The sequence below is a fragment of the Gemmatimonadota bacterium genome (genome assembly GCA_016712265.1).
GTDB lineage: Bacteria > Gemmatimonadota > Gemmatimonadetes > Gemmatimonadales > Gemmatimonadaceae > RBC101.
Map to the genome: position 1 here is coordinate 1,239,701 of JADJRJ010000031.1, position 17,353 is coordinate 1,257,053.

General features: G+C 67.3%; 12 protein-coding genes. 7 read left to right on the top strand and 5 right to left on the bottom strand.

Going from position 1 to position 17,353, the window contains the following annotated elements:
* Positions 1-592: 592 nt before the first annotated feature.
* Positions 593-1,693 (bottom strand): fatty acid desaturase, encoded by a 1,101-nt coding sequence (locus IPK85_26225; protein MBK8250864.1) that lies wholly within the window; start codon positions 1,691-1,693, stop codon positions 593-595.
* 130 nt (positions 1,694-1,823) lie between these two features.
* Here IPK85_26225 and IPK85_26230 point away from each other — a divergent pair, with 130 nt between their 5' ends.
* A complete protein-coding gene (locus IPK85_26230; protein MBK8250865.1) occupies positions 1,824-3,284 on the top strand; it encodes an aminopeptidase P N-terminal domain-containing protein in 1,461 nt (486 codons plus the stop codon).
* Positions 3,285-3,336: 52 nt separating this feature from the next.
* Here the strand turns inward: IPK85_26230 and IPK85_26235 are convergent, their stop codons facing one another.
* Positions 3,337-4,629, bottom strand: coding sequence for an amidohydrolase (locus IPK85_26235; protein ID MBK8250866.1), 1,293 nt, complete (start codon positions 4,627-4,629; stop codon positions 3,337-3,339).
* A 171-nt stretch (positions 4,630-4,800) separates the two neighbouring features.
* Between IPK85_26235 and IPK85_26240 the strand changes: the two genes are divergently transcribed.
* The 4 genes from IPK85_26240 (at position 4,801) to IPK85_26255 (ending at position 11,558) form a co-directional block, all read left to right on the top strand.
* Positions 4,801-6,339, top strand: coding sequence for a M20/M25/M40 family metallo-hydrolase (locus IPK85_26240; GenBank protein ID MBK8250867.1), 1,539 nt, complete (start codon positions 4,801-4,803; stop codon positions 6,337-6,339).
* Positions 6,297-8,219 carry a CocE/NonD family hydrolase gene (locus IPK85_26245; protein ID MBK8250868.1) on the top strand — a complete coding sequence of 641 codons (1,923 nt, stop codon included), beginning with the start codon at positions 6,297-6,299 and terminating at the stop codon, positions 8,217-8,219. The genes IPK85_26240 and IPK85_26245 overlap by 43 nt, the downstream gene beginning before the upstream one ends.
* A gap of 113 nt (positions 8,220-8,332) precedes the next feature.
* Entirely contained in the window at positions 8,333-9,697 is a 1,365-nt protein-coding gene (locus IPK85_26250) for an Ig domain-containing protein (protein MBK8250869.1), read from the top strand.
* Between the two features lie 61 nt (positions 9,698-9,758).
* A complete protein-coding gene (locus IPK85_26255; protein ID MBK8250870.1) occupies positions 9,759-11,558 on the top strand; it encodes an amidase in 1,800 nt (599 codons plus the stop codon).
* A gap of 84 nt (positions 11,559-11,642) precedes the next feature.
* Here IPK85_26255 and IPK85_26260 read toward each other — a convergent pair whose 3' ends face one another.
* The 3 genes from IPK85_26260 to IPK85_26270 are packed head-to-tail and all read right to left on the bottom strand — an operon-like array spanning position 11,643 to position 14,990.
* Positions 11,643-12,197: a hypothetical protein gene (locus IPK85_26260; protein MBK8250871.1), complete on the bottom strand. Its 555-nt coding sequence runs from the start codon at positions 12,195-12,197 to the stop codon at positions 11,643-11,645.
* A 10-nt stretch (positions 12,198-12,207) separates the two neighbouring features.
* Positions 12,208-14,223 carry an NAD-dependent DNA ligase LigA gene (gene ligA / locus IPK85_26265; GenBank protein ID MBK8250872.1) on the bottom strand — a complete coding sequence of 672 codons (2,016 nt, stop codon included), beginning with the start codon at positions 14,221-14,223 and terminating at the stop codon, positions 12,208-12,210.
* Positions 14,220-14,990: a hypothetical protein gene (locus IPK85_26270; GenBank protein MBK8250873.1), complete on the bottom strand. Its 771-nt coding sequence runs from the start codon at positions 14,988-14,990 to the stop codon at positions 14,220-14,222. Before IPK85_26270 ends, ligA begins: the two co-directional genes overlap by 4 nt.
* A gap of 97 nt (positions 14,991-15,087) precedes the next feature.
* Here IPK85_26270 and IPK85_26275 point away from each other — a divergent pair, with 97 nt between their 5' ends.
* Positions 15,088-16,473 carry a thymidine phosphorylase gene (locus IPK85_26275; protein MBK8250874.1) on the top strand — a complete coding sequence of 462 codons (1,386 nt, stop codon included), beginning with the start codon at positions 15,088-15,090 and terminating at the stop codon, positions 16,471-16,473.
* Positions 16,470-17,294 carry a DUF1028 domain-containing protein gene (locus tag IPK85_26280; protein ID MBK8250875.1) on the top strand — a complete coding sequence of 275 codons (825 nt, stop codon included), beginning with the start codon at positions 16,470-16,472 and terminating at the stop codon, positions 17,292-17,294. Before IPK85_26275 ends, IPK85_26280 begins: the two co-directional genes overlap by 4 nt.
* Positions 17,295-17,353: the final 59 nt, after the last annotated feature.

A 17,353-nucleotide genomic window follows, 5' to 3' on the forward strand; every position in this document is an offset into this window, starting at 1 on the left:
GCGGCGGACGGCGCGTCGCTGAGCGCTGACGGTGCCCCGCCGTGTGGCGGCGACGCTACATTGAGTACTTTCCGCGCTGCGCCGAGCGCCGACAATGGCATGCGTGGCGGCGTCACTGCGCCGCGTGAAGCGTACGGCGTGCCGATGAGTGTGGTCTGTGCCTCGTGGGGTGGCTGCGAGGCCGCGTCGAGCACCTTCCGCGCCGCGTCGAGCGCCGACATCGGCGTGTGTGGCGGTGTCACGGCTCTGCGTGAAGTGCACGACGTGCCGATGCGTGTTGTATGTGCCTCGTCGAGTGGCTGCGAGGCCGCGTCGAGCACCTTCTGCGTCACGTCGAGCGCCTTCCATGTCACGTCGAGTAGTTGCTGCGGCAGGTCGGGCGCCGCCGCCGCCGTGTTCGGTGGCGTCACAGCCCTGCGTGGGACGTGCGGAGTGCCGGAGAGCGCCGTCAGAGCTCCGTCGTGTGGCTGCGGCGCCACGTCGAGTGCTGCCTGCGTGCTACCGACAGGTCGTCGAACATCGTCCAGCGCGGTCCGGTAAACGAACAAGGGCCCGGCAGAACCGCCGGGCCCTTCCGAATTCTCACACCAAGCTAGCGCCAGGAGACGGGGACCGCCTCCGGCTTGGTCGGCAGGATCGATGCCCCCGCCTCCAGGCTCTCTGCGAGTCGCGCGCGAATGCGCTTCAGCTCGCGGAACCCAACGAGCTGTCGGGAGTCCTCATCCCACAACGTCAGTCGCAGCGTGCGCACGCTGGTCCACAGGGTCAGCTTGGTCGCCCGCTGCAGGAGCGGGTTCTCGTCGAAGCACTTCTGCAGCGAATAGTTGGGGATCCGGCTTGCCACATGGTGGATGTGGTGCAGCCCGATGTTCGCCGTGCACCACTGCAGGATCTTCGGCATCACCAGGTGCGACGCACCTTCCAGCCCTGACGCGTAGTAGTTCCACGCCTCCTTGTACCGCCAGTAGGTGTCCTCGTACTGGTGCTGCACGTAGAACAGGTACACGCCAATGGCCCCGGTGATCAGCGTCACGGGGAGCTGCACCAGGAGGAAGCGCTCCAGCCCGACGAGCCACCACATGAACGCCACGACGGCCGCGATCCCCAGGTTGGTCGCGTGCACGCTGAGCCACTCGCGCTTCCAGCTGCGCGGGATGTCCAGCGGGAGGCGATGCTTGAGGACGAACTGGTAGCCCGGCGCGACGACCAGCAGGACGACCGGGTGGCGATACAACCGATACAGGAATCGCTTGAACTTCGAACGGCTCAGGTATTCGCGGACCGTCAGGGTGTCGATATCACCAAAGGTCCGAGCGTCCAGGTCGCCCGACGAGGCGTGGTGGATCGCGTGGGTCTTTCGCCAATACGTGTAGGGCACCAGGGTGATGATCCCGATGACGTACCCCACCGCCGTGTTGGCCGCGGTCGACTTGAAGAACGAGCCGTGCCCGCAGTCATGCTGGATCATGAACAGTCGCGCGACCATTAACGAGGTCGGCACTGCCATCAGCAGGGTCAGCCAGTACCCGACCTCCAAGCTGCGCAGCGTGAGGTACCACATGCCCATGAAGAGCACGGCCGTGTTGGTCAGCTGCCAGAGGCTCTTCCAGAGGATCGAACCGCGATACTTGGCGAGCATCTGCGCCCAGTCGGCCGGCTGCAGCTTCTCTATCGGTGGGACGGATTCAGCCATCGGTACGTAAACGGGGGGGAGGGTGCAGGGGCGCCTAATGATAGTGTCGGACCCAGCGTCAGCGACACCACCCGCGCCCACCCACGGGCGCAATGGAGGGTACATTGTCACGACCTCTACCCGTCGCGCCATGCGTCTCGCGTCCGCCGTCTCCCTCTTGACAGTTGTCGCCGCGTCACTGCCGGCGCAGATCCCGGTTGCTGAGTATGCGGGGCGCCGCGACTCGTTGGCCGCGCGCGTCGGCGACGGCGCCGTATTGGCCTTCGGGCGGCGCGAGCCGGTCAATCACTGGCCGCCCTTCTCCCAGACGCCCCACTTCCGGTACCTCACGGGATTCCTCGAGTCCAACGCCGCGTTCGTCATGATGCGCACGCAGGGCCGGGTGGAATCGACGCTGTTCATCGAAAAGCCGAATGCGCGCAGCGCCCTCTACCTCGGCGATCGCAAGACCCTCACGGAGGTGGGGGCCGAGCTGGGGATGCGCGCCCGCTACGCCGATGACCTCGTGCATGTGGTGGATTCCCTCATCCGCCGCGGTGTCGCACTCCACGTGGTGCCGGATGCGCAGTCGAATGAGTTCATCGGACGCGACTCACTCTCGTACCAGCAAGCCTTCATTGCGGGACTCCGGCAGCGACATCCGAAGGTCAAGCTGGTTAACGCGACGCCGGTGATGGACGCCCTGCGCGCCCGCAAGAGCGAGGCCGAACTTGCCCTGATCACGAAGGCAGCCGAGGTGAGCGCGCGCGCCCATGACGAGGTGATGCGGGTGATTCGCCCCGGCATGCGCGAGAGCGAGATCCAGGCGGTGATGGAAGCGACCTACCGGAAGCTTGGTGCTGACGGGCCCGGGTACAGCTCCATCGTGGGGGCGGGCGGCAACTCGACCATCCTGCACTGGCCGGCGTCCTCGCGCGAGGCGAAGTCGGGTGAAGTGGTCCTCATGGACGTGGCGGCGTACTACGACGGCTACTCGGCCGACATCACCCGCACGGTTCCCGTCGATGGGACCTACACGCCGGAAGCGCGCGCCATCTACGAGATCGTGCTGGAGTCACAGAAGGCGGCGGAGCGACAGATCCGGCCCGGCACCGCGCGCAACACCCCGACCGACAGTGCGTATGTGGTGCTTAAGGACGGGCTCGTGCGGCTGGGACTCATCGAGTCGCCGACCGCATCGTTTGATCCACCGTTCGGGCTCTGCCCAGGCACCTGGGCCAACAAGGACGGCAGCTGCCCACAGTGGTACCTCTACATCTACCACGGGTTCATCCACGGGATCGGCCTCGACGTCCACGATCCGTCACAGTTCGGCAGCGTGACCGGCAACCTGTTTGGGAATCACGACGCCTTCACGATCGAGCCGGGGATCTACGTCCGCGAGAAAGTCTTCGCCGACCTGCCCGACACGCCGCGCAACCGTGCGATGATCGCCCATGCGCGCGCCGCGGCGACGAAGTACAAGAACGTCGGCGTCCGGATCGAGGACGACTACATCCTCAAGGACGGGAAGTTGATCCGGATCTCGGCGCTGGCCCCACGCGAGATCGCCGAGATCGAGGCGCTGCGGAAGAAGGCCGTGGTCCAGTAGTCGTTTCGTGTCCGTGGCGGGGAGGGAGTCCCTCCCCGCGTTCCTGAAGGCCTTACTGTACGGCGCCTGCGCTGCGCAAATAGTCCAGCGCCAGGTTCGCGAGGGAGCGCACGCCGACCGGCAGGGCACCCTCGTCCACGAAGAACAGCGGGGAGTGGTTGGCCGGTTGCTTGGCCGGATCGCTCCCCTTGGGCGACGCGCCTAACGCGTAGAACAGGCCCGGGATGTCTCGCGTGAACTCGGGGAAATCCTCTGAGCCCATCACCGGACCGACGATGTTGAACCCACCCTCGCCAGCCGTGCGCCTGAGGGTTGGCGTCATCTTGTCAAAGAGGCTGTTCTCGTTGACCGTGATCAGCCCTCCGGTCTGCAAGGTCACCTTGGCGGTTGCCCCCCCCGCACGCGCGATGTCTTCCGCCGTGCGCTTCACCCGTTCGTGAATGTCTGCCCGCATCGCCGGGTCGAAGGTGCGGATGGTCCCGATCATGACCACGCTGTCGGGGATAATGTTGCCTCGATTACCGCCTTGGATCATCCCGACGGTGATCACGGCCGGCGCGGCGGCCACGTTGATCTGGCGGCTGGCAATCGTTTGTAACCCCAGGACGATCTGCGACGACACGACAATCGGGTCGACGCCAAGCCAGGGCGAGGAGCCATGCGTCTGCCGCCCTTTCACGATGATCTCCAGGCCATCGGCCGCGGCGAGGAATCCACCGGGGCGCGCGTTCAACGAGCCGAGGGGGCCGGGCATGACGTGTAGCCCGAAGATGGCCGACGCCCGGGGGTTCAGCAGGGCGCCGTCGGCGACCATCGCCTTCGCGCCACCCAGCCCTTCTTCGGCGGGTTGGAAAAGGAACTTCACCGTACCAGGAATGCGCGGCTTCATCGCGGTCAGGATCTCGGCGACCCCCATGAGGATGGCGACATGATTGTCATGCCCGCAGGCGTGCATCACGCCGACCTCCATCCCATTGTACATCGTGCGGACGGTGCTCTTGAACGGCAGGTCGACGAGTTCGGTGACCGGGAGGGCGTCCATGTCCGCGCGGAGCGCAACGACCGGTCCCGGGCGTCCGCCGCGAAGGATCCCCACCACCCCCGTCTTGCCGACGGGGGCCTGGACCTCGAGGCCGAGTGCGCGGAGGTGTTTCTCAACGAGCGCGGAGGTGCGCTTCTCCTCGAAGGAGAGCTCCGGGTGTTCGTGGATGTCCCGACGCCACGCGATGACCTTGGGCATGACCTGCTCGAGGCGTTGTTCGATCTCGCGGGCGAGGGGGTCGGTCGTTCCCTGGCCGGCGAGGGGGACGGCCGTGAGGGCAAGTGCGGCTAAGAGGTGGCGCATGCGGTCTGGAAGGCTGGAAGCAGCGAAAGCTGCGCCCCGGCCCGCGAGCGGGCAAATCGGACGCGGTGTCGGGGGTGGGCGTATGCGATGGTGGCCCGGACACGCGGTGGGTGGCGCGCCACGGCGTCGGCGCCGAACTTTCGAACGCACGCCGACCCTCACTCCACCACGATGCGGACTTTCGTTCGAGCCGTCCTGGCCAGCCTTGCAGCGGTTCCCCTCGCCGCGCAGACCTTCCCCACCAACGATGCCGTGATTCGGCGGATCTGGGACGAGGGGATGACGGCCAAGTCCCAGGTCGCGCGCCTGGCCCAGGTCCTCAGTGACTCGATTGGCCCTCGCTTGTCGGGTTCACCCGGGTTCGCGGCGGCGACCGATTGGGTGGCCGCTCGTTATGCAGAGTGGGGGATTCCGGCCCGAAAGGAGCGTTACGGTACGTGGCGTGGGTGGCGTCGCCGGTACACGCACCTTGATCTCATTGCGCCGCGCGAGCGAACACTGGAGGGGTTGATCCTCGCGTGGAGCCCCGGCACGACGCGTCCGGTCGAGGGGGACGTGATCGTGATGCCCGTCCTGGCGGATTCGGCGGCGGTGCGCGCCTGGTTGCCGACCGTGCGTGGTAAGTTCCTGTTGCTCTCGGCCCCAGAGCCGACGTGTCGGCCAGACGAAAACTGGGAGCGGCTGGCGAGGCCTGCGTCGGTCGCAGCGATGAAGGCGTCCCGCGATTCCACCAAGCGTGCCTGGGCCCAGCGTGCTCGCGTGCTCGGTGCCAACCCGTATCCGTTGCTGGATGGATCGGGTGCGGCGGGGATCATCACGACCAACTGGTCGGCGGGATGGGGCGTCAACAAGGTGTTCAGCGCGACCACGAAGAACGTGCCGGTGCTGGACGCGAGTTGCGAGGACTACGGCCTGCTGCACCGACTGGCGGCCAACAATCAGGGGCCGAGGGTTCGGTTGGATGCGCGCGCGGAGGACTTGCCCGATGCCCCGATGTTCAACGTCGTTGGGGAACTAAAGGGGACGGAGAAGCCGAACGAATACGTCCTCCTGGGCGCGCACTTGGATTCATGGGACGCCGCGTCCGGGTCGACCGACAACGGCACCGGCACGGTGATGATGATGGAGGCGATGCGCCTGCTGAAGGCTGCCTATCCCAACCCCAAGCGGACGATCCTCGTGGGGCACTGGGGCGCGGAAGAGCAGGGGTTGATCGGTTCCCGCGCGTTTGCCGAGGACCACAAGGACATCGTGGACGGCCTGCAGACCGCCTTCAACCAGGACAACGGGACCTGGCGCATCGAGTATATCCGGATGATGGGGTTGACGGGTGCCGGGGCGCATTTCGGCAAGTGGTTGAGTGTGGTGCCCTCGGAGATCGAGTCGCTCATCGACCTGGACTTGCCGGGGGTTCCCGAGACGGGTGGGAGCGACCACATGTCGTTCCTGTGTGCGGGGGCGCCGTCGTTCCGGCTGCAATCCAACTATCCGGACTACCGGCAGTACACCTGGCACACCAACCGCGACACGTACGACAAGATCATCATCGATGACCTGAAGAACAACGCGACCCTCGCTGCGATGCTGGCGTACCAGGCGAGTGAGGATCCGGTGCGGGTGCCGCGCGAACAGCGCGTGCTGACGCCGGGTGGCGGTTCGCCGGCCACGTGGCCGCGCTGCAGTTCGCCGCCTCGCCAGGCGCCGCGTTAGGCATGGCGGGGTCCGCGCGTTTCCTCCGGCCCCGGGCGTTCGCCCGGGGCGCACTGCTGGCCCTCGGGGTCTGGAGTGGCCCGCTCGCGGCCCAGGCCCGGTATGACGTCGTGCGCGTCGACGATGTCATGGCGCCCATGCGCGACGGCGTGCGCCTGTACACCGAGATCTATCGTCCGGCGCGTGGGGCAACCGCGATCGACTCGGCGTTTCCCTCGCTGCTCCTGCGGACGCCGTATGAGATTCGCGGCGAGGAGATCGTTCGGCAGGCGCGCGCCTTCGGCGCCGCGGGATACGTGGTGGCCCTGCAGAATATCCGCGGACGGTATCGGTCCGAGGGGGCGTTCACGAAGTATTCGGTCCTCGACGCGCCCGATGGATACGATGCGATCGAATGGCTGGCCCGGCAACCGTTCAGCAATGGCAAGGTCGGGACCTGGGGACGGTCGTATGCCGCCCACACCCAGGCCGATGCGGCCAAGCTCAACCCGCCGCATCTCAAGGCGATGATCGTCAACCAGGGCGGGATGGCAGACGCCTGGGATCATGCCGTGCGACAGGGGGGTGCCTTTGAACTTGGACGCGAGATGACGTGGGTCTGGCAGGAAGCACGACGCGAGACCGCAGATTCCGTGGCGCGAACGCGCCTTGAGCGCGAGAAGGTCGAGGACTGGTATCAGCGCCTTCCCCTGCGAAAGGGGCAAAGCCCGCTGGCCAGTGTGCCCGAGTACGAGGCGTATTTTCTCGACGAGTGGCTCAACGAAGGGCGCGGCCCGTTCTGGGACCGCATCTCGCTGGCCTGGAAGCCGTACTATCGACAGACCGCCGACGTCCCGATGCTGCACCTGGGAGGCTGGTACGACATTTTCCTGCGCGGAACGCTCGACAACTATCTCGGATTGCGGGCGGGAAAGCGTGGCCCAGTGCACCTGGCGATTGGCCCGTGGGTGCACGGCGGGAACGGCCGCACGTACGCCGGTGATGTTGACTTTGGCCCGGCGTCGGCGATCGAAGGCTTTGAGGTGGCGTACCACCTCCGCTGGTTCGACCGGTTCCTGCGCGACGTCCGGAATGCGGTGGACTCGTCACCGCCGGTGCGCCTGTTTGTCATGGGCGGGGGGCCGGGGACGAAGGACGCCAACGGTCGCTTGCAGCATGGCGGATCCTGGATCACGGGCAGCGCCTGGCCACTGCCCGAGGCACGTCCGGTGCGCTACTACTTGCAGCCCCGTGGTGGGCTGGCCCGCACCGCACCCGCCGCGATCGCCCAGACCCGCTACACCTTCGATCCGTCGCATCCCGTGCCCACGTTAGGCGGCCACGTGTCCAACCGGGTGAAGGACGGCGCCTACGACCAGCGCGAGCGTCCCGATTTCGCAGGGTCTCGCGCGCCGTGGCTGCCCCTCAAGGCCCGGAGCGACGTCCTCGTTTTCGAGACCGAACCCCTGACCGACGACGTGCGCGTCGTTGGCCCCATCGAGGTCGTGCTTCATGTGGCGACCACCGGCCGGGATACCGACTTCACGGCGAAACTCGTCGATGTCTATCCGCCCAGCGCGGACTTTCCAGCGGGGTTCGACTTGAACATCACGGACGCCATCCAACGACTCAGTTTCCGCGACGACCGGCCGACCCGCGCCCCTGTCGTGCCTGGACAGGTCTATCGCCTCACGGTCCGGCCCTTTCCCGCGGCCAACCTGTTCAAGAAGGGGCACCGCATTCGACTGGACATTTCGTCCAGTAATTTCCCGCGATTCGATGTGAATCCCGGGACCGGGGAGTCCCCGGCTTCGAGTCGGCGCCGGGTCACGGTGGATAATTCGGTCTTCCACGGCGGGGAAAGGGCCTCGTACCTGGTCCTTCCGGTCTTGCCCGACTGATCGGGGCGACGGGTACGCGACCTGCGTAGGGGAGGACACCGAGCCCATCTGTCCGAAGGGATGAGGTGGGTGTAATCTCCAGCCGTCGACCGTTCCTGGCCTCCGCGCGACCCGTGCGACTCCGCGATTCTTCTTTCCTCCGAACCCGGCTGCTGGCTTCCCTCGTGGTCGCTGCGGTCGCGTGCAGTGATCTGGCGGAAGTTCCGGCGGTGGCGCGACTCGAGGTGACACCCGCTTCCATGTCGCTCACCAGCGGCGAGGACTCGGTGGTTCGCGTTCGGGTGTGGGCCGTTGATGGCGTGCCCGTGCTGGATCGGGCGGTCTACTGGGCGAGCGCGAACCCGCTCGTGGCCTCCGTGTCGCCGCTGGGTATCGTGTCGGCCGTGGCCCCGGGGACCACCCAGCTGGCGGTGAGCGCTGGTGGCAAGTCATCGTTTGTCGAGGTGAAGGTGTCCGCACCTCCCCTCGCGGTTGTGCAAGTGACCCCGAACACCAGCGGCGTGGGTGTGGGGTCGACCTTGTCCCTCCGGGTCTCCCTGATTGATGCCGCCGGCGACACCGTGGCCGGTCCGAATCCCACCTGGCGTTCGAGTGCGACGACGGTGGCCACGGTCACTGCGGTCGGTGCGGTGCGCGGGCTCAACCCCGGGACCGCGAGCATCTCGGCCACGGTCAACGGGGTCACCGGGTCCGCGGTGATCGCCGTGCAACCGAAGGCCGTAGCCACCGTGCGCGTGACTCCAGCCGCCGCGAGTCGGCTCGTCGGGCAGTCACTCCAGATGGCGGCCTCGTTGAAAGCGGCCGACAGCACCGCCATCACCGGACGGTTTGTCGAATGGAGCTCCAGCGCCCCCACCGTCGCCACGATTTCATCGACGGGGCTGGTGACCGCGCTGAATGCCGGTACGACGACGGTCCGCGGATCCAGCGAAGGGAAATCGGCCACGGCAAGGGTGACGGTTGCGCTCGTTCCCGTCGCCTCGATGACGGTGGTGCCGGCCACGCTCAACCTGGCCGCCGGCCGGACGGCACCGTTGGCTGCGCTTCCCCTCGATTCCACTGGCAAGTTGCTGGGAGGGCGTGTCATCACCTGGACGACCGCGACGCCGACGGTGGCGACCGTCTCCACCAACGGTGTGGTGACCGGCGTCGCTCCGGGCACGGCACGAATCACGGCGGCGACGGGCGGCCGGTCTGCCAGTTCTGTCGTCACCGTCACCCTGATTCCCGTCGAACGCGTCACCGTCGCTCCAACGACGGCGACGATCAAGGCCGGGGCAACGGTGCAGCTGGTCGCGACCCTTCGCGATGCGGCGGGCAAGGTGCTGAGTGGGCGCAGCCTGGCGTGGCAGTCAGGGTCCCAGAGCATTGCCCGCGTCACGTCGACCGGACTCGTGACCGGAGTGGCCAAGGGCACCGTGCTGATTTTCGCAGAATCCGAAGGCAAGCGCGCCCAGGCGTCGGTGGTTGTGCAGTAGCCACGGCGTTGGACGCCGCGCGGTCCCGGGGACAGATTCTGCGACCCCTCGCCGCGCCCTCATGACGACCCCCGAAGAAATCCTCGCCCAGGCCGAACTCGAACTCGCCGAGGCCACGTATGGCCTCCCGGAGGTCGACCGCCGTCGGTTCATGCTGAGCTCGCTCGCCACAGCGGCGGCCACCACCTTCGGTTGGGCCTCGGTCGCGCGGGCCAGCGGGCATCCCCTCCCGGACCTCATCCAGCAGCAGCCGGCGACGCCGCCCGTTCCCCTGGGCCAGGGCGAAGCGCCGGCACTCCAGTTCCAGCCGTATCCCGGGGGCACGGGCGCGGCGTTCGAGGCCCTGATGAAGGAGCGTGGGGCGGCGGCATTCGAGCGCAAGGTGTTCCAGGTGGAGAAGTGGAGCGGGGCGGTGCCCACCAGCCCCGACGACCTCGCGTTTCTTCCTGCGCATCGGTTGTCCGCGCTGCTGCGTGCCCGCAAGATCACGTCGCTCCAGCTCACGAACCTGTACCTGGAACGGCTCGAGCGATACAACCCGACCCTCAACTTTGCCGTGACGATCATGGCCGAGTCCGCGCGGGCCGAGGCGACGCGGGCGGACGCCGAGATTGCCGCGGGGAAATGGCGGGGCCCGCTGCATGGATTGCCTTACGGGGTGAAGGACCTCTTCTCGACGCGCGGGGTGCCGACGACGTGGGGGACGAAGGACTTCGACGGCCGCATCATCGATGAAGACGCCGACGTGGTCGTTCGCTTGCGCGAGGCCGGCGCGGTCCTGCTGGCCAAGCTGGCGACGGGACAGTTCGCGCAGGGCGACCAATGGCACCGCGGGCGCACCAACAATCCGTGGAACCCCAACCAGGGGGCGAGCGGCTCCTCCGCCGGCCCGGGGTCGGCCACCGCGGCCGGCTGCTGCGCCTTTGCCATCGGGACCGAGACGTCGGGTTCCATCGTGAGCCCAAGCATTCGCAACGGGATCAGCGCCCTGCGCCCGACCTTTGGCCGCGTGAGTCGCTACGGGGGGATGGTGCTCGCCTGGTCGATGGATCGCGTGGGCCCGATGTGTCGCACGGTCGAGGATTGTGCGATGGTGTTCAGCGTGATCCACGGGGTGGACACGAAAGACCCGTCCACGATCACCATGCCGTTCCAGTTCGATCGCCGGGTACGCCTCGGTAGCCTCCGGATCGGAGTCGACCCGCAGGCCCCCAAGGAATTCATCGAGAAGCTTCGGGCACTTGGGATGCAGCCGCGCGAGGTTGGGCCGCGCCCCACGGTCGCTGGTGCGGGCTCCGCGTTAGGCGTCGAGGGGGCTGCCGCCTTTGACGAATACGTGCAGCGCAAGGCGAAGGAGTCCGGGCTCGACCTGGCCAACCTGCCCGCGCCCAGGGTCGGCGGGGGTGGAGGTGGCGGCGGAGGTGGTGGCGCGCCGGCGGGCGGGGCTCCAACAACACCCCCTAATCCCCTGGCAGGGAGCGACTGGAACCCGCGCTTCGTGAATGGCCGCACTCCACGCGCCTACGACTTCATCCAGGGGCAGAGACGTCGCTACATCCTCATCCAGAAGTGGGGCGAATACATGAAGGACCTGGACATGTTCATCGGTGGGCCATCGGCCGACGTTGGTGTCAATGCGCAGACCGGGCACCCATGCGTCGTCGTCCCCTACAAGTTCGATGTTCCCATGCAGGGCGGCCCCGGCGGCGGCGGTGGGCAGAACCAGCCGCGGCTCGAGCTCAAGGCGCAGCCCATCTGCGCCACCATCATCGGGGGGCTCTACAACGACGACCGCATCCTCTCGGTGGCGCATGCGTTCCAGGTGGCTACGGACATTCACCTGAAGCACCCCGCGCTCTAGGCGCGAGTCCTTCAATACAAACGCAAAGAGGGTGAGCGCGGGATGCCCCGGCTCACCCTCTCTTTCTTGGTCCCCTTGGCGTGGTCAGCCGGCGACCGCGGCCTCGTATCGTTCGCCGCGTCCGACGGCATCGTAGACCTGTTCCATCACCGGCTGGCTCCCGACCAGGAAGCGGCACTGGCTCGCGCCCGCACTTCGGCACTCGACCTCAAGTACGGCCACGGTGTGACCGGCCACGCGGCCAAAAAGATCGGCGAACATCCCGGTCGTCAGGTGGCAGCATGGCTGGTCGGCGGCCGCCTCGGGATCAGCTTCGCCCCAGTCCGCGGTGTCGATGGTGGCGACGGCATCCCCGAGCGAGCCGATGGTCAAGTGCCCCCAGCCGGCTTCGGCGAAGAACTCCGAGGCATACCGCTGGAAGCTCGGCACGTCCAGGTCGACCGCTTCGGTCGAGGTCTGGTCAGCCAGCCAGCGCTTGAACGCCTGCCACACAGCGTCGCCGCCCGCGTAGCCGGCTTCCTGCAGGTAGACCGCGGCATCGGGGCCGCCATCGCGCAGCAGAGCTGCGCGGAGGGTCGTCAGCGACGCTCGCGAGAGGGCGAGCATTCCGTTCGCCGTCATGTTCAGGGGCTGGGTCATGGCAGTCATCTCACGCAGGGAGTTCCAGTCGTCGGAGCAGTTCGGCCTCATCGATGACCTCGACGCCGAGTGCCCGTGCCTTGTCCAGCTTGCTCCCGGCCGCTTCACCGGCCACGAGGAAGCTGGTCTTCTTGGAGACACTGTCCGTCACCCTGGCGCCGGCGGCCTCGAGGCGAATACCCGCCTCCTGCCGGCTGAGGGTCGGAAGGGTCCCGGTGATGACGACCGTCTGCCCCTTGAGGGCACCGGAGGCGGCCGCGGCCTGGGGCTCAGCGAGGTTCAACCCGCTTTCCCGGAGCTGCTCCACAAGGCTGCGGGCCCCGGGAGCCGCGAACCAGGAGATCACGGACTGCGCAATCGTCTCCCCGATTCCATGAACGGCGGCGATTTCCTCCGCCGTGGCCCGCATCAGGTGATCCATGTCGCCAAAGTGCCTGGCAAGGAGTTCGGCGGCCCCCGCGCCGACATGCCGAATGCCGAGTCCGAACAGCAGGCGGGAGAGCGGCTGCGCCCTGCTGGCCGCGATCGCTTCTACCAACTGCTCGGCACTTCGATCGGCGAAGCGCTCGAGGGTCAGGAGCTGGTCCACCGTGATGGTGTACAGGTCGGCGACGTCCCGGACGAATCCGGCCGCCACCAGCTGCTCCATCCGTGCATCGGAGAGCCCGCGGATGTCCATGGCGGCGCGCGAGGTGAAATGCACCAGGCCCTCGAGGCGACGCCCTTCGCAGGCCACGTTCGGGCAATACCAGGCGACCTCGGCCTCGTCCCGGACGACCGCCGTCCCGCAGGCAGGGCAGGTCGCCGGCATGCGCCACTCCCGCTCGGCACCAGTCCGTTGTTCCGGCACAGGGCCGATGACCTGCGGGATCACCTCGCCGGCGCGCTTCACCTGGACCATGTCGCCAATGCGCAGGTCCTTGGCCCTCACGAGGTCTTCGTTGTGCAGCGTCGCGTAGGTGACCGTGGTGCCGCCGATTTCCACCGGTTCGAGGACCGCGTAGGGATTGAGCGCTCCGGTCCGTCCCACGTTGACGCGGATGTCGAGGAGCCTGGTGACCGCAATGTCTGGTGCGAACTTGCGAGCGATGGCCCAGCGCGGGTCGCGTCCGCCGACCACGCCGAGGTCATCTTGCAGCGCCAGGTCGTCCACCTTCACGACGACGCCATCGATCGCGAAGTTGAGGGTGGCGCGCACGTCGTGCTCGATGCGATGGCTCCAAGCCGCGACATCGGCGAGGGAAGCGCAATGCTTGTGATGCGGGGCGACGGGGACTCCCCACTCGCGGAGCGCGGCGAGCACCTCACCCTGGGTGCGGAGGAGGAGCCGCTCCTCGGGCGCGGGCACGACGGTGTAACCAAAGAAGCGGAGCGGGCGTGTGGCCGTGATGCTCGGGTCGAGCTGGCGCAGGGCCCCCGCCGCGGCGTTGCGGGGGTTGGCGAAGACCGGCTCGCCCGCGCGCACCCGCTCCTCGTTCATGCGCTCGAAGAGGTCGAACGGATAGTAGATCTCCCCGCGGATCTCGACGCGGGGTGGCGGGGACCCGCGCAACCGCAGGGGGACGTCGCGCACGGTGCGCAGGTTGGCCGTGACATCCTCGCCCGTTACCCCGTTGCCTCGCGTCGCCCCGACGATGAGCACCCCGTCGTCGTAGCGTAACGAAACCGCAGCGCCATCGATTTTGAGTTCCGCGGAATAGCCGGCGCGACGAACCTCCTCGCCCGCAATGCGTACGATACGTGCCTCCCACTCCTGCACTTCCTCATCGGAGAACGCGTTGCCGAGCGAGAGCATCGGCGTGAGGTGCGTGTGCTTGGGGAGCGCGGAGACCGCGGGGCTCCCCACGCGTCGCGTGGGAGAGTCCGCGGTCTGGAGGGCGGGGTGCTCGCGCTCGATCGCCTGCAGTTCGCGAAAGAGGCGGTCGTACTCCGCATCACTCAGCGCTGGGCGGTCGAGGATGTAGTACTCGTACGCGGCCCGGTCGAGGATGGCGCGCAGTTCCGCCGCCCGCTGGGCGGGGGTCACTTGAGTTTCTTGAGCAACTCCGCGGCCTCTTTCTTATAGGCGGGGTCGTTGACGTCGGTCTGTGCGCCGTTGACCACGGCCTCGAGCATCTGCCTGGCCTTCACCTGGTCCTTGGTGTCCAGGTAGATCTTGCCAAGGTCCAGCTTGTGCGTGAGGCGTGCGGGGTCGACCTGGACTGCCTTCTCCATGTAGGCAATGGCGTCCTTCCAGTTGGCTTCCGAGAAGATCTTTCCGCCGAGCATGTTCTTGGCGAAGAAGCGCTCGACGCCATTGAGGCGCATGATCTCGGCATTCCAGACGCCGAGGACATGGAGGGCCCCCGCGTGGTTGGGGTCGAGCTTGAGTGCCTCGAGGCCGACGCCGCGGATTTCACTCCCGTACTTCACGCGATCGCGGACGCCGACGCTGAGCGCCGTGCGCCCAAGGGCGCGGGCCAGGTGAAAGTGATTCTCGGCATCACTCGGGTTCGCCGCGACCGCCCGTCGCGCGTATTGCTCACCGCTGCGATACAGAGCCTTGCGCTTCGTGCCGTCCGGCTCGGACTCCCCCAGGTCGATGGCTGAACGCGAAGCCTTGCCGAGGGCCTCGGCGTGGGTGGAATCGGCCGCGATGGCGGCTTGGTAGCGCTCGTACGCCGCTGTCGCGCGGAGGGCGGCATACTCACGGTCGCCGGCGGCGACGTGTTCGGCGGCACTCTGGCCAAAAGCCGCCAAAGGTGCGAGAATCGCGACAGCACACGCACCACGAATCGAACGGAGCATCGACATGCAGGTAGTCCCCATGAGTGAATGGCCGCGGCGGGAGCAGGCGACGCGAACCGGGTGGCATGTGGGGGTACATCAAAATAGCCCGCTGGTTCCTTGAATGCTTGTTCCGCGGCTGATCGAACGGAAACGCGACGGCGACCGCCTCTCCACGGGTGAGTGGGAGGCCATTACCCGGAGCTACGGCGCAGGCTCGATTCCGGATTACCAGATGGCAGCGCTGTTGATGGCGATCTACTTCCGAGGAATGGACCGGGAGGAGACGTCGGCGCTCATGCGGGCGATGTTGGGGAGCGGCGCGACTCTCGACTTCGGTGGGCTGGGGCGACGGTGCATCGACAAACACTCGACCGGCGGGGTGGGGGACAAGGTGTCCCTGCTGCTGGCACCGATCGTGTCGGCGCTCGGCGTCGCGGTGCCCATGATGTCCGGGCGTGGGTTGGGTCATACGGGCGGCACCCTCGACAAGCTGGAGTCGATCCCCGGGTTCCGTACCGCGCTCACCCTCGACGAGGCTCGTCGCCAAGTGGAGACCCTCGGGTGCGCGATGCTGGGCCAGACCGGCGAGATCGCCCCGGTGGACAAGCGGCTCTATGCATTGCGCGACGCGACGAGCACGGTGGAGTCGATCCCGCTGATTGCGGCCTCCATCATGAGCAAGAAGCTGGCGGAGGGGCTGACCGGGCTCGTCCTCGACATCAAGCGGGGGTCGGGCGCGTTCCTTCCGCAGTTCGAGCGCGGGGTCGAGCTTGCCGAGCTGATGATCGCGCTTGGCGCAGCGGCGGGGGTGCCGGTCGTGGCCCTGATGACTGCGATGGATCGCCCGTTAGGCAGGGCGTGCGGCAATGCGCTGGAGGTAGAGGAGGCGATCCAGTGCCTGCATGGTGAAGGCCCGCCGGACGTGATGGAGGTGACCTACACGCTTGGCGCCGAGATGCTGGTGCTCGGCGGCATTGCCCGGTCGATCGACGAGGCACGTCGCCGGATGGAGGTGTGCGTCTCGTCGGGGAAGGGTGCCGAGCAGCTGGCCCGCATCATCTCCGCTCAGGGCGGGGACGCCACGGTGGTCGACGACCCGTCACGGTTGCCGCAGGCGAAGGTCGTCGAGTTCTATGCGGCGCCGCGCCAGGGGGTGGTGGCGCGCGTGGAACCGCGCGCGATTGGTCGCGGCGTGACCGCGTTAGGCGGTGGCCGCCGCCGGATGGAGGACACCGTGGACCCCTCGGTCGGCTTCGTTATTCGCACGAGGCCGGGGGATGTGGTGAAGGTGGGCGAGCCAATGGCCACGATCTTTGCGCGGGACGAGGCGGGGCTCGCAGCGGGGATGGCCGCCCTCTCCGAAGGGATCACCATCGCTGATGAGGCAGATCCCCCGCTGCCGTTGGTGTCGCACCGCGTAACCAAGGATGGAATCGCGGTCTATGAGGCCGAGCCGTGGGTGCGGACGGCAGAATACCCTGTGTATCGAGGAGGATTTGGGACATGAAGCTTCGCGGTGTGAGTGTGGTACTGGCGCTGGCCGCCGTGCCCTCGGTGGCGCACGCCACCTGGTCGGTCGTTGCCCTGGACCGGGCGACCAAACGCGTCGTCATCGGTGCGGCCACCTGTGTGCCCCAAGGGCGATTCGCCGGTTTCCCGTCGCAGGGGTTGATGGACATCCAGGCGATTGTGGTGCCCGGCGTCGGGATCGCGGCGGCGCAGGCCGGCGTAGACCGCACGCGCTCCAACCAGATGCTCGTCTACAACGAGATCAAGAAGGGGACGCATCCGTCGGAGATTCTGAAGCAGCTGATGGCGGACAGTTCCATTCAGTCGCGACAGTTCGGGATGGTCGATATGCAGGGCCGGTTTGCGGGTTTTTCCGGCGCGCGCAACGGCAAGGCGTCATCGAGCGTGCAAGGGCAGGTGATGGGCACCGAGGTCTACTACGCGATCCAGGGAAACATCCTGGCATCCAATGCCGTGGTGCAGGGTGCCGTCCGGGCGTTCGAGACCGCCCAGGGTTCCCTTGAGGATCGCGTGATGGCCGCGATGGATGCCGCCGAGGCGGCTGGGGGCGACAGCCGCTGCACCTGTGCCACGACACCGCGGCCGCAAACAGCGCTCCCGTGCGTGACGCGCACGGCGCATGTGGCCTACCTGCTCGCTGCGGATTCCAGCGACGTCTCAGGCGCGTCCTTCAATGACGGAAAGTATGCCGTCTACCTCAACGTGACGGACGAAAACACGACCCCGCAGGAGGACCCGAGCCCGGTGCGGACCCTGCGTCTGCGGTACGATGCCTGGCGAAAGTCCATGCGCCAATAGCAGCGGGGACACCCCTCGAAACGAAGAAAGGGACGGCGCCCTGGGGCGGCCGTCCCTTT

What these genes read in the sequence shown, in the direction of transcription:
- IPK85_26235 (MBK8250866.1), bottom strand. Translation starts at nt 4,629, where the DNA reads ATGCGCCACCTCTTAGCCGCACTTGCCCTCACGGCCGTCCCCCTCGCC.
- IPK85_26270 (MBK8250873.1), bottom strand. Translation starts at nt 14,990, where the DNA reads ATGTCGATGCTCCGTTCGATTCGTGGTGCGTGTGCTGTCGCGATTCTC.
- IPK85_26240 (MBK8250867.1), top strand. Translation starts at nt 4,801, where the DNA reads ATGCGGACTTTCGTTCGAGCCGTCCTGGCCAGCCTTGCAGCGGTTCCC.
- IPK85_26255 (MBK8250870.1), top strand. Translation starts at nt 9,759, where the DNA reads ATGACGACCCCCGAAGAAATCCTCGCCCAGGCCGAACTCGAACTCGCC.
- IPK85_26225 (MBK8250864.1), bottom strand. Translation starts at nt 1,693, where the DNA reads ATGGCTGAATCCGTCCCACCGATAGAGAAGCTGCAGCCGGCCGACTGG.
- IPK85_26275 (MBK8250874.1), top strand. Translation starts at nt 15,088, where the DNA reads ATGCTTGTTCCGCGGCTGATCGAACGGAAACGCGACGGCGACCGCCTC.
- IPK85_26280 (MBK8250875.1), top strand. Translation starts at nt 16,470, where the DNA reads ATGAAGCTTCGCGGTGTGAGTGTGGTACTGGCGCTGGCCGCCGTGCCC.
- IPK85_26260 (MBK8250871.1), bottom strand. Translation starts at nt 12,197, where the DNA reads ATGACCCAGCCCCTGAACATGACGGCGAACGGAATGCTCGCCCTCTCG.
- IPK85_26230 (MBK8250865.1), top strand. Translation starts at nt 1,824, where the DNA reads ATGCGTCTCGCGTCCGCCGTCTCCCTCTTGACAGTTGTCGCCGCGTCA.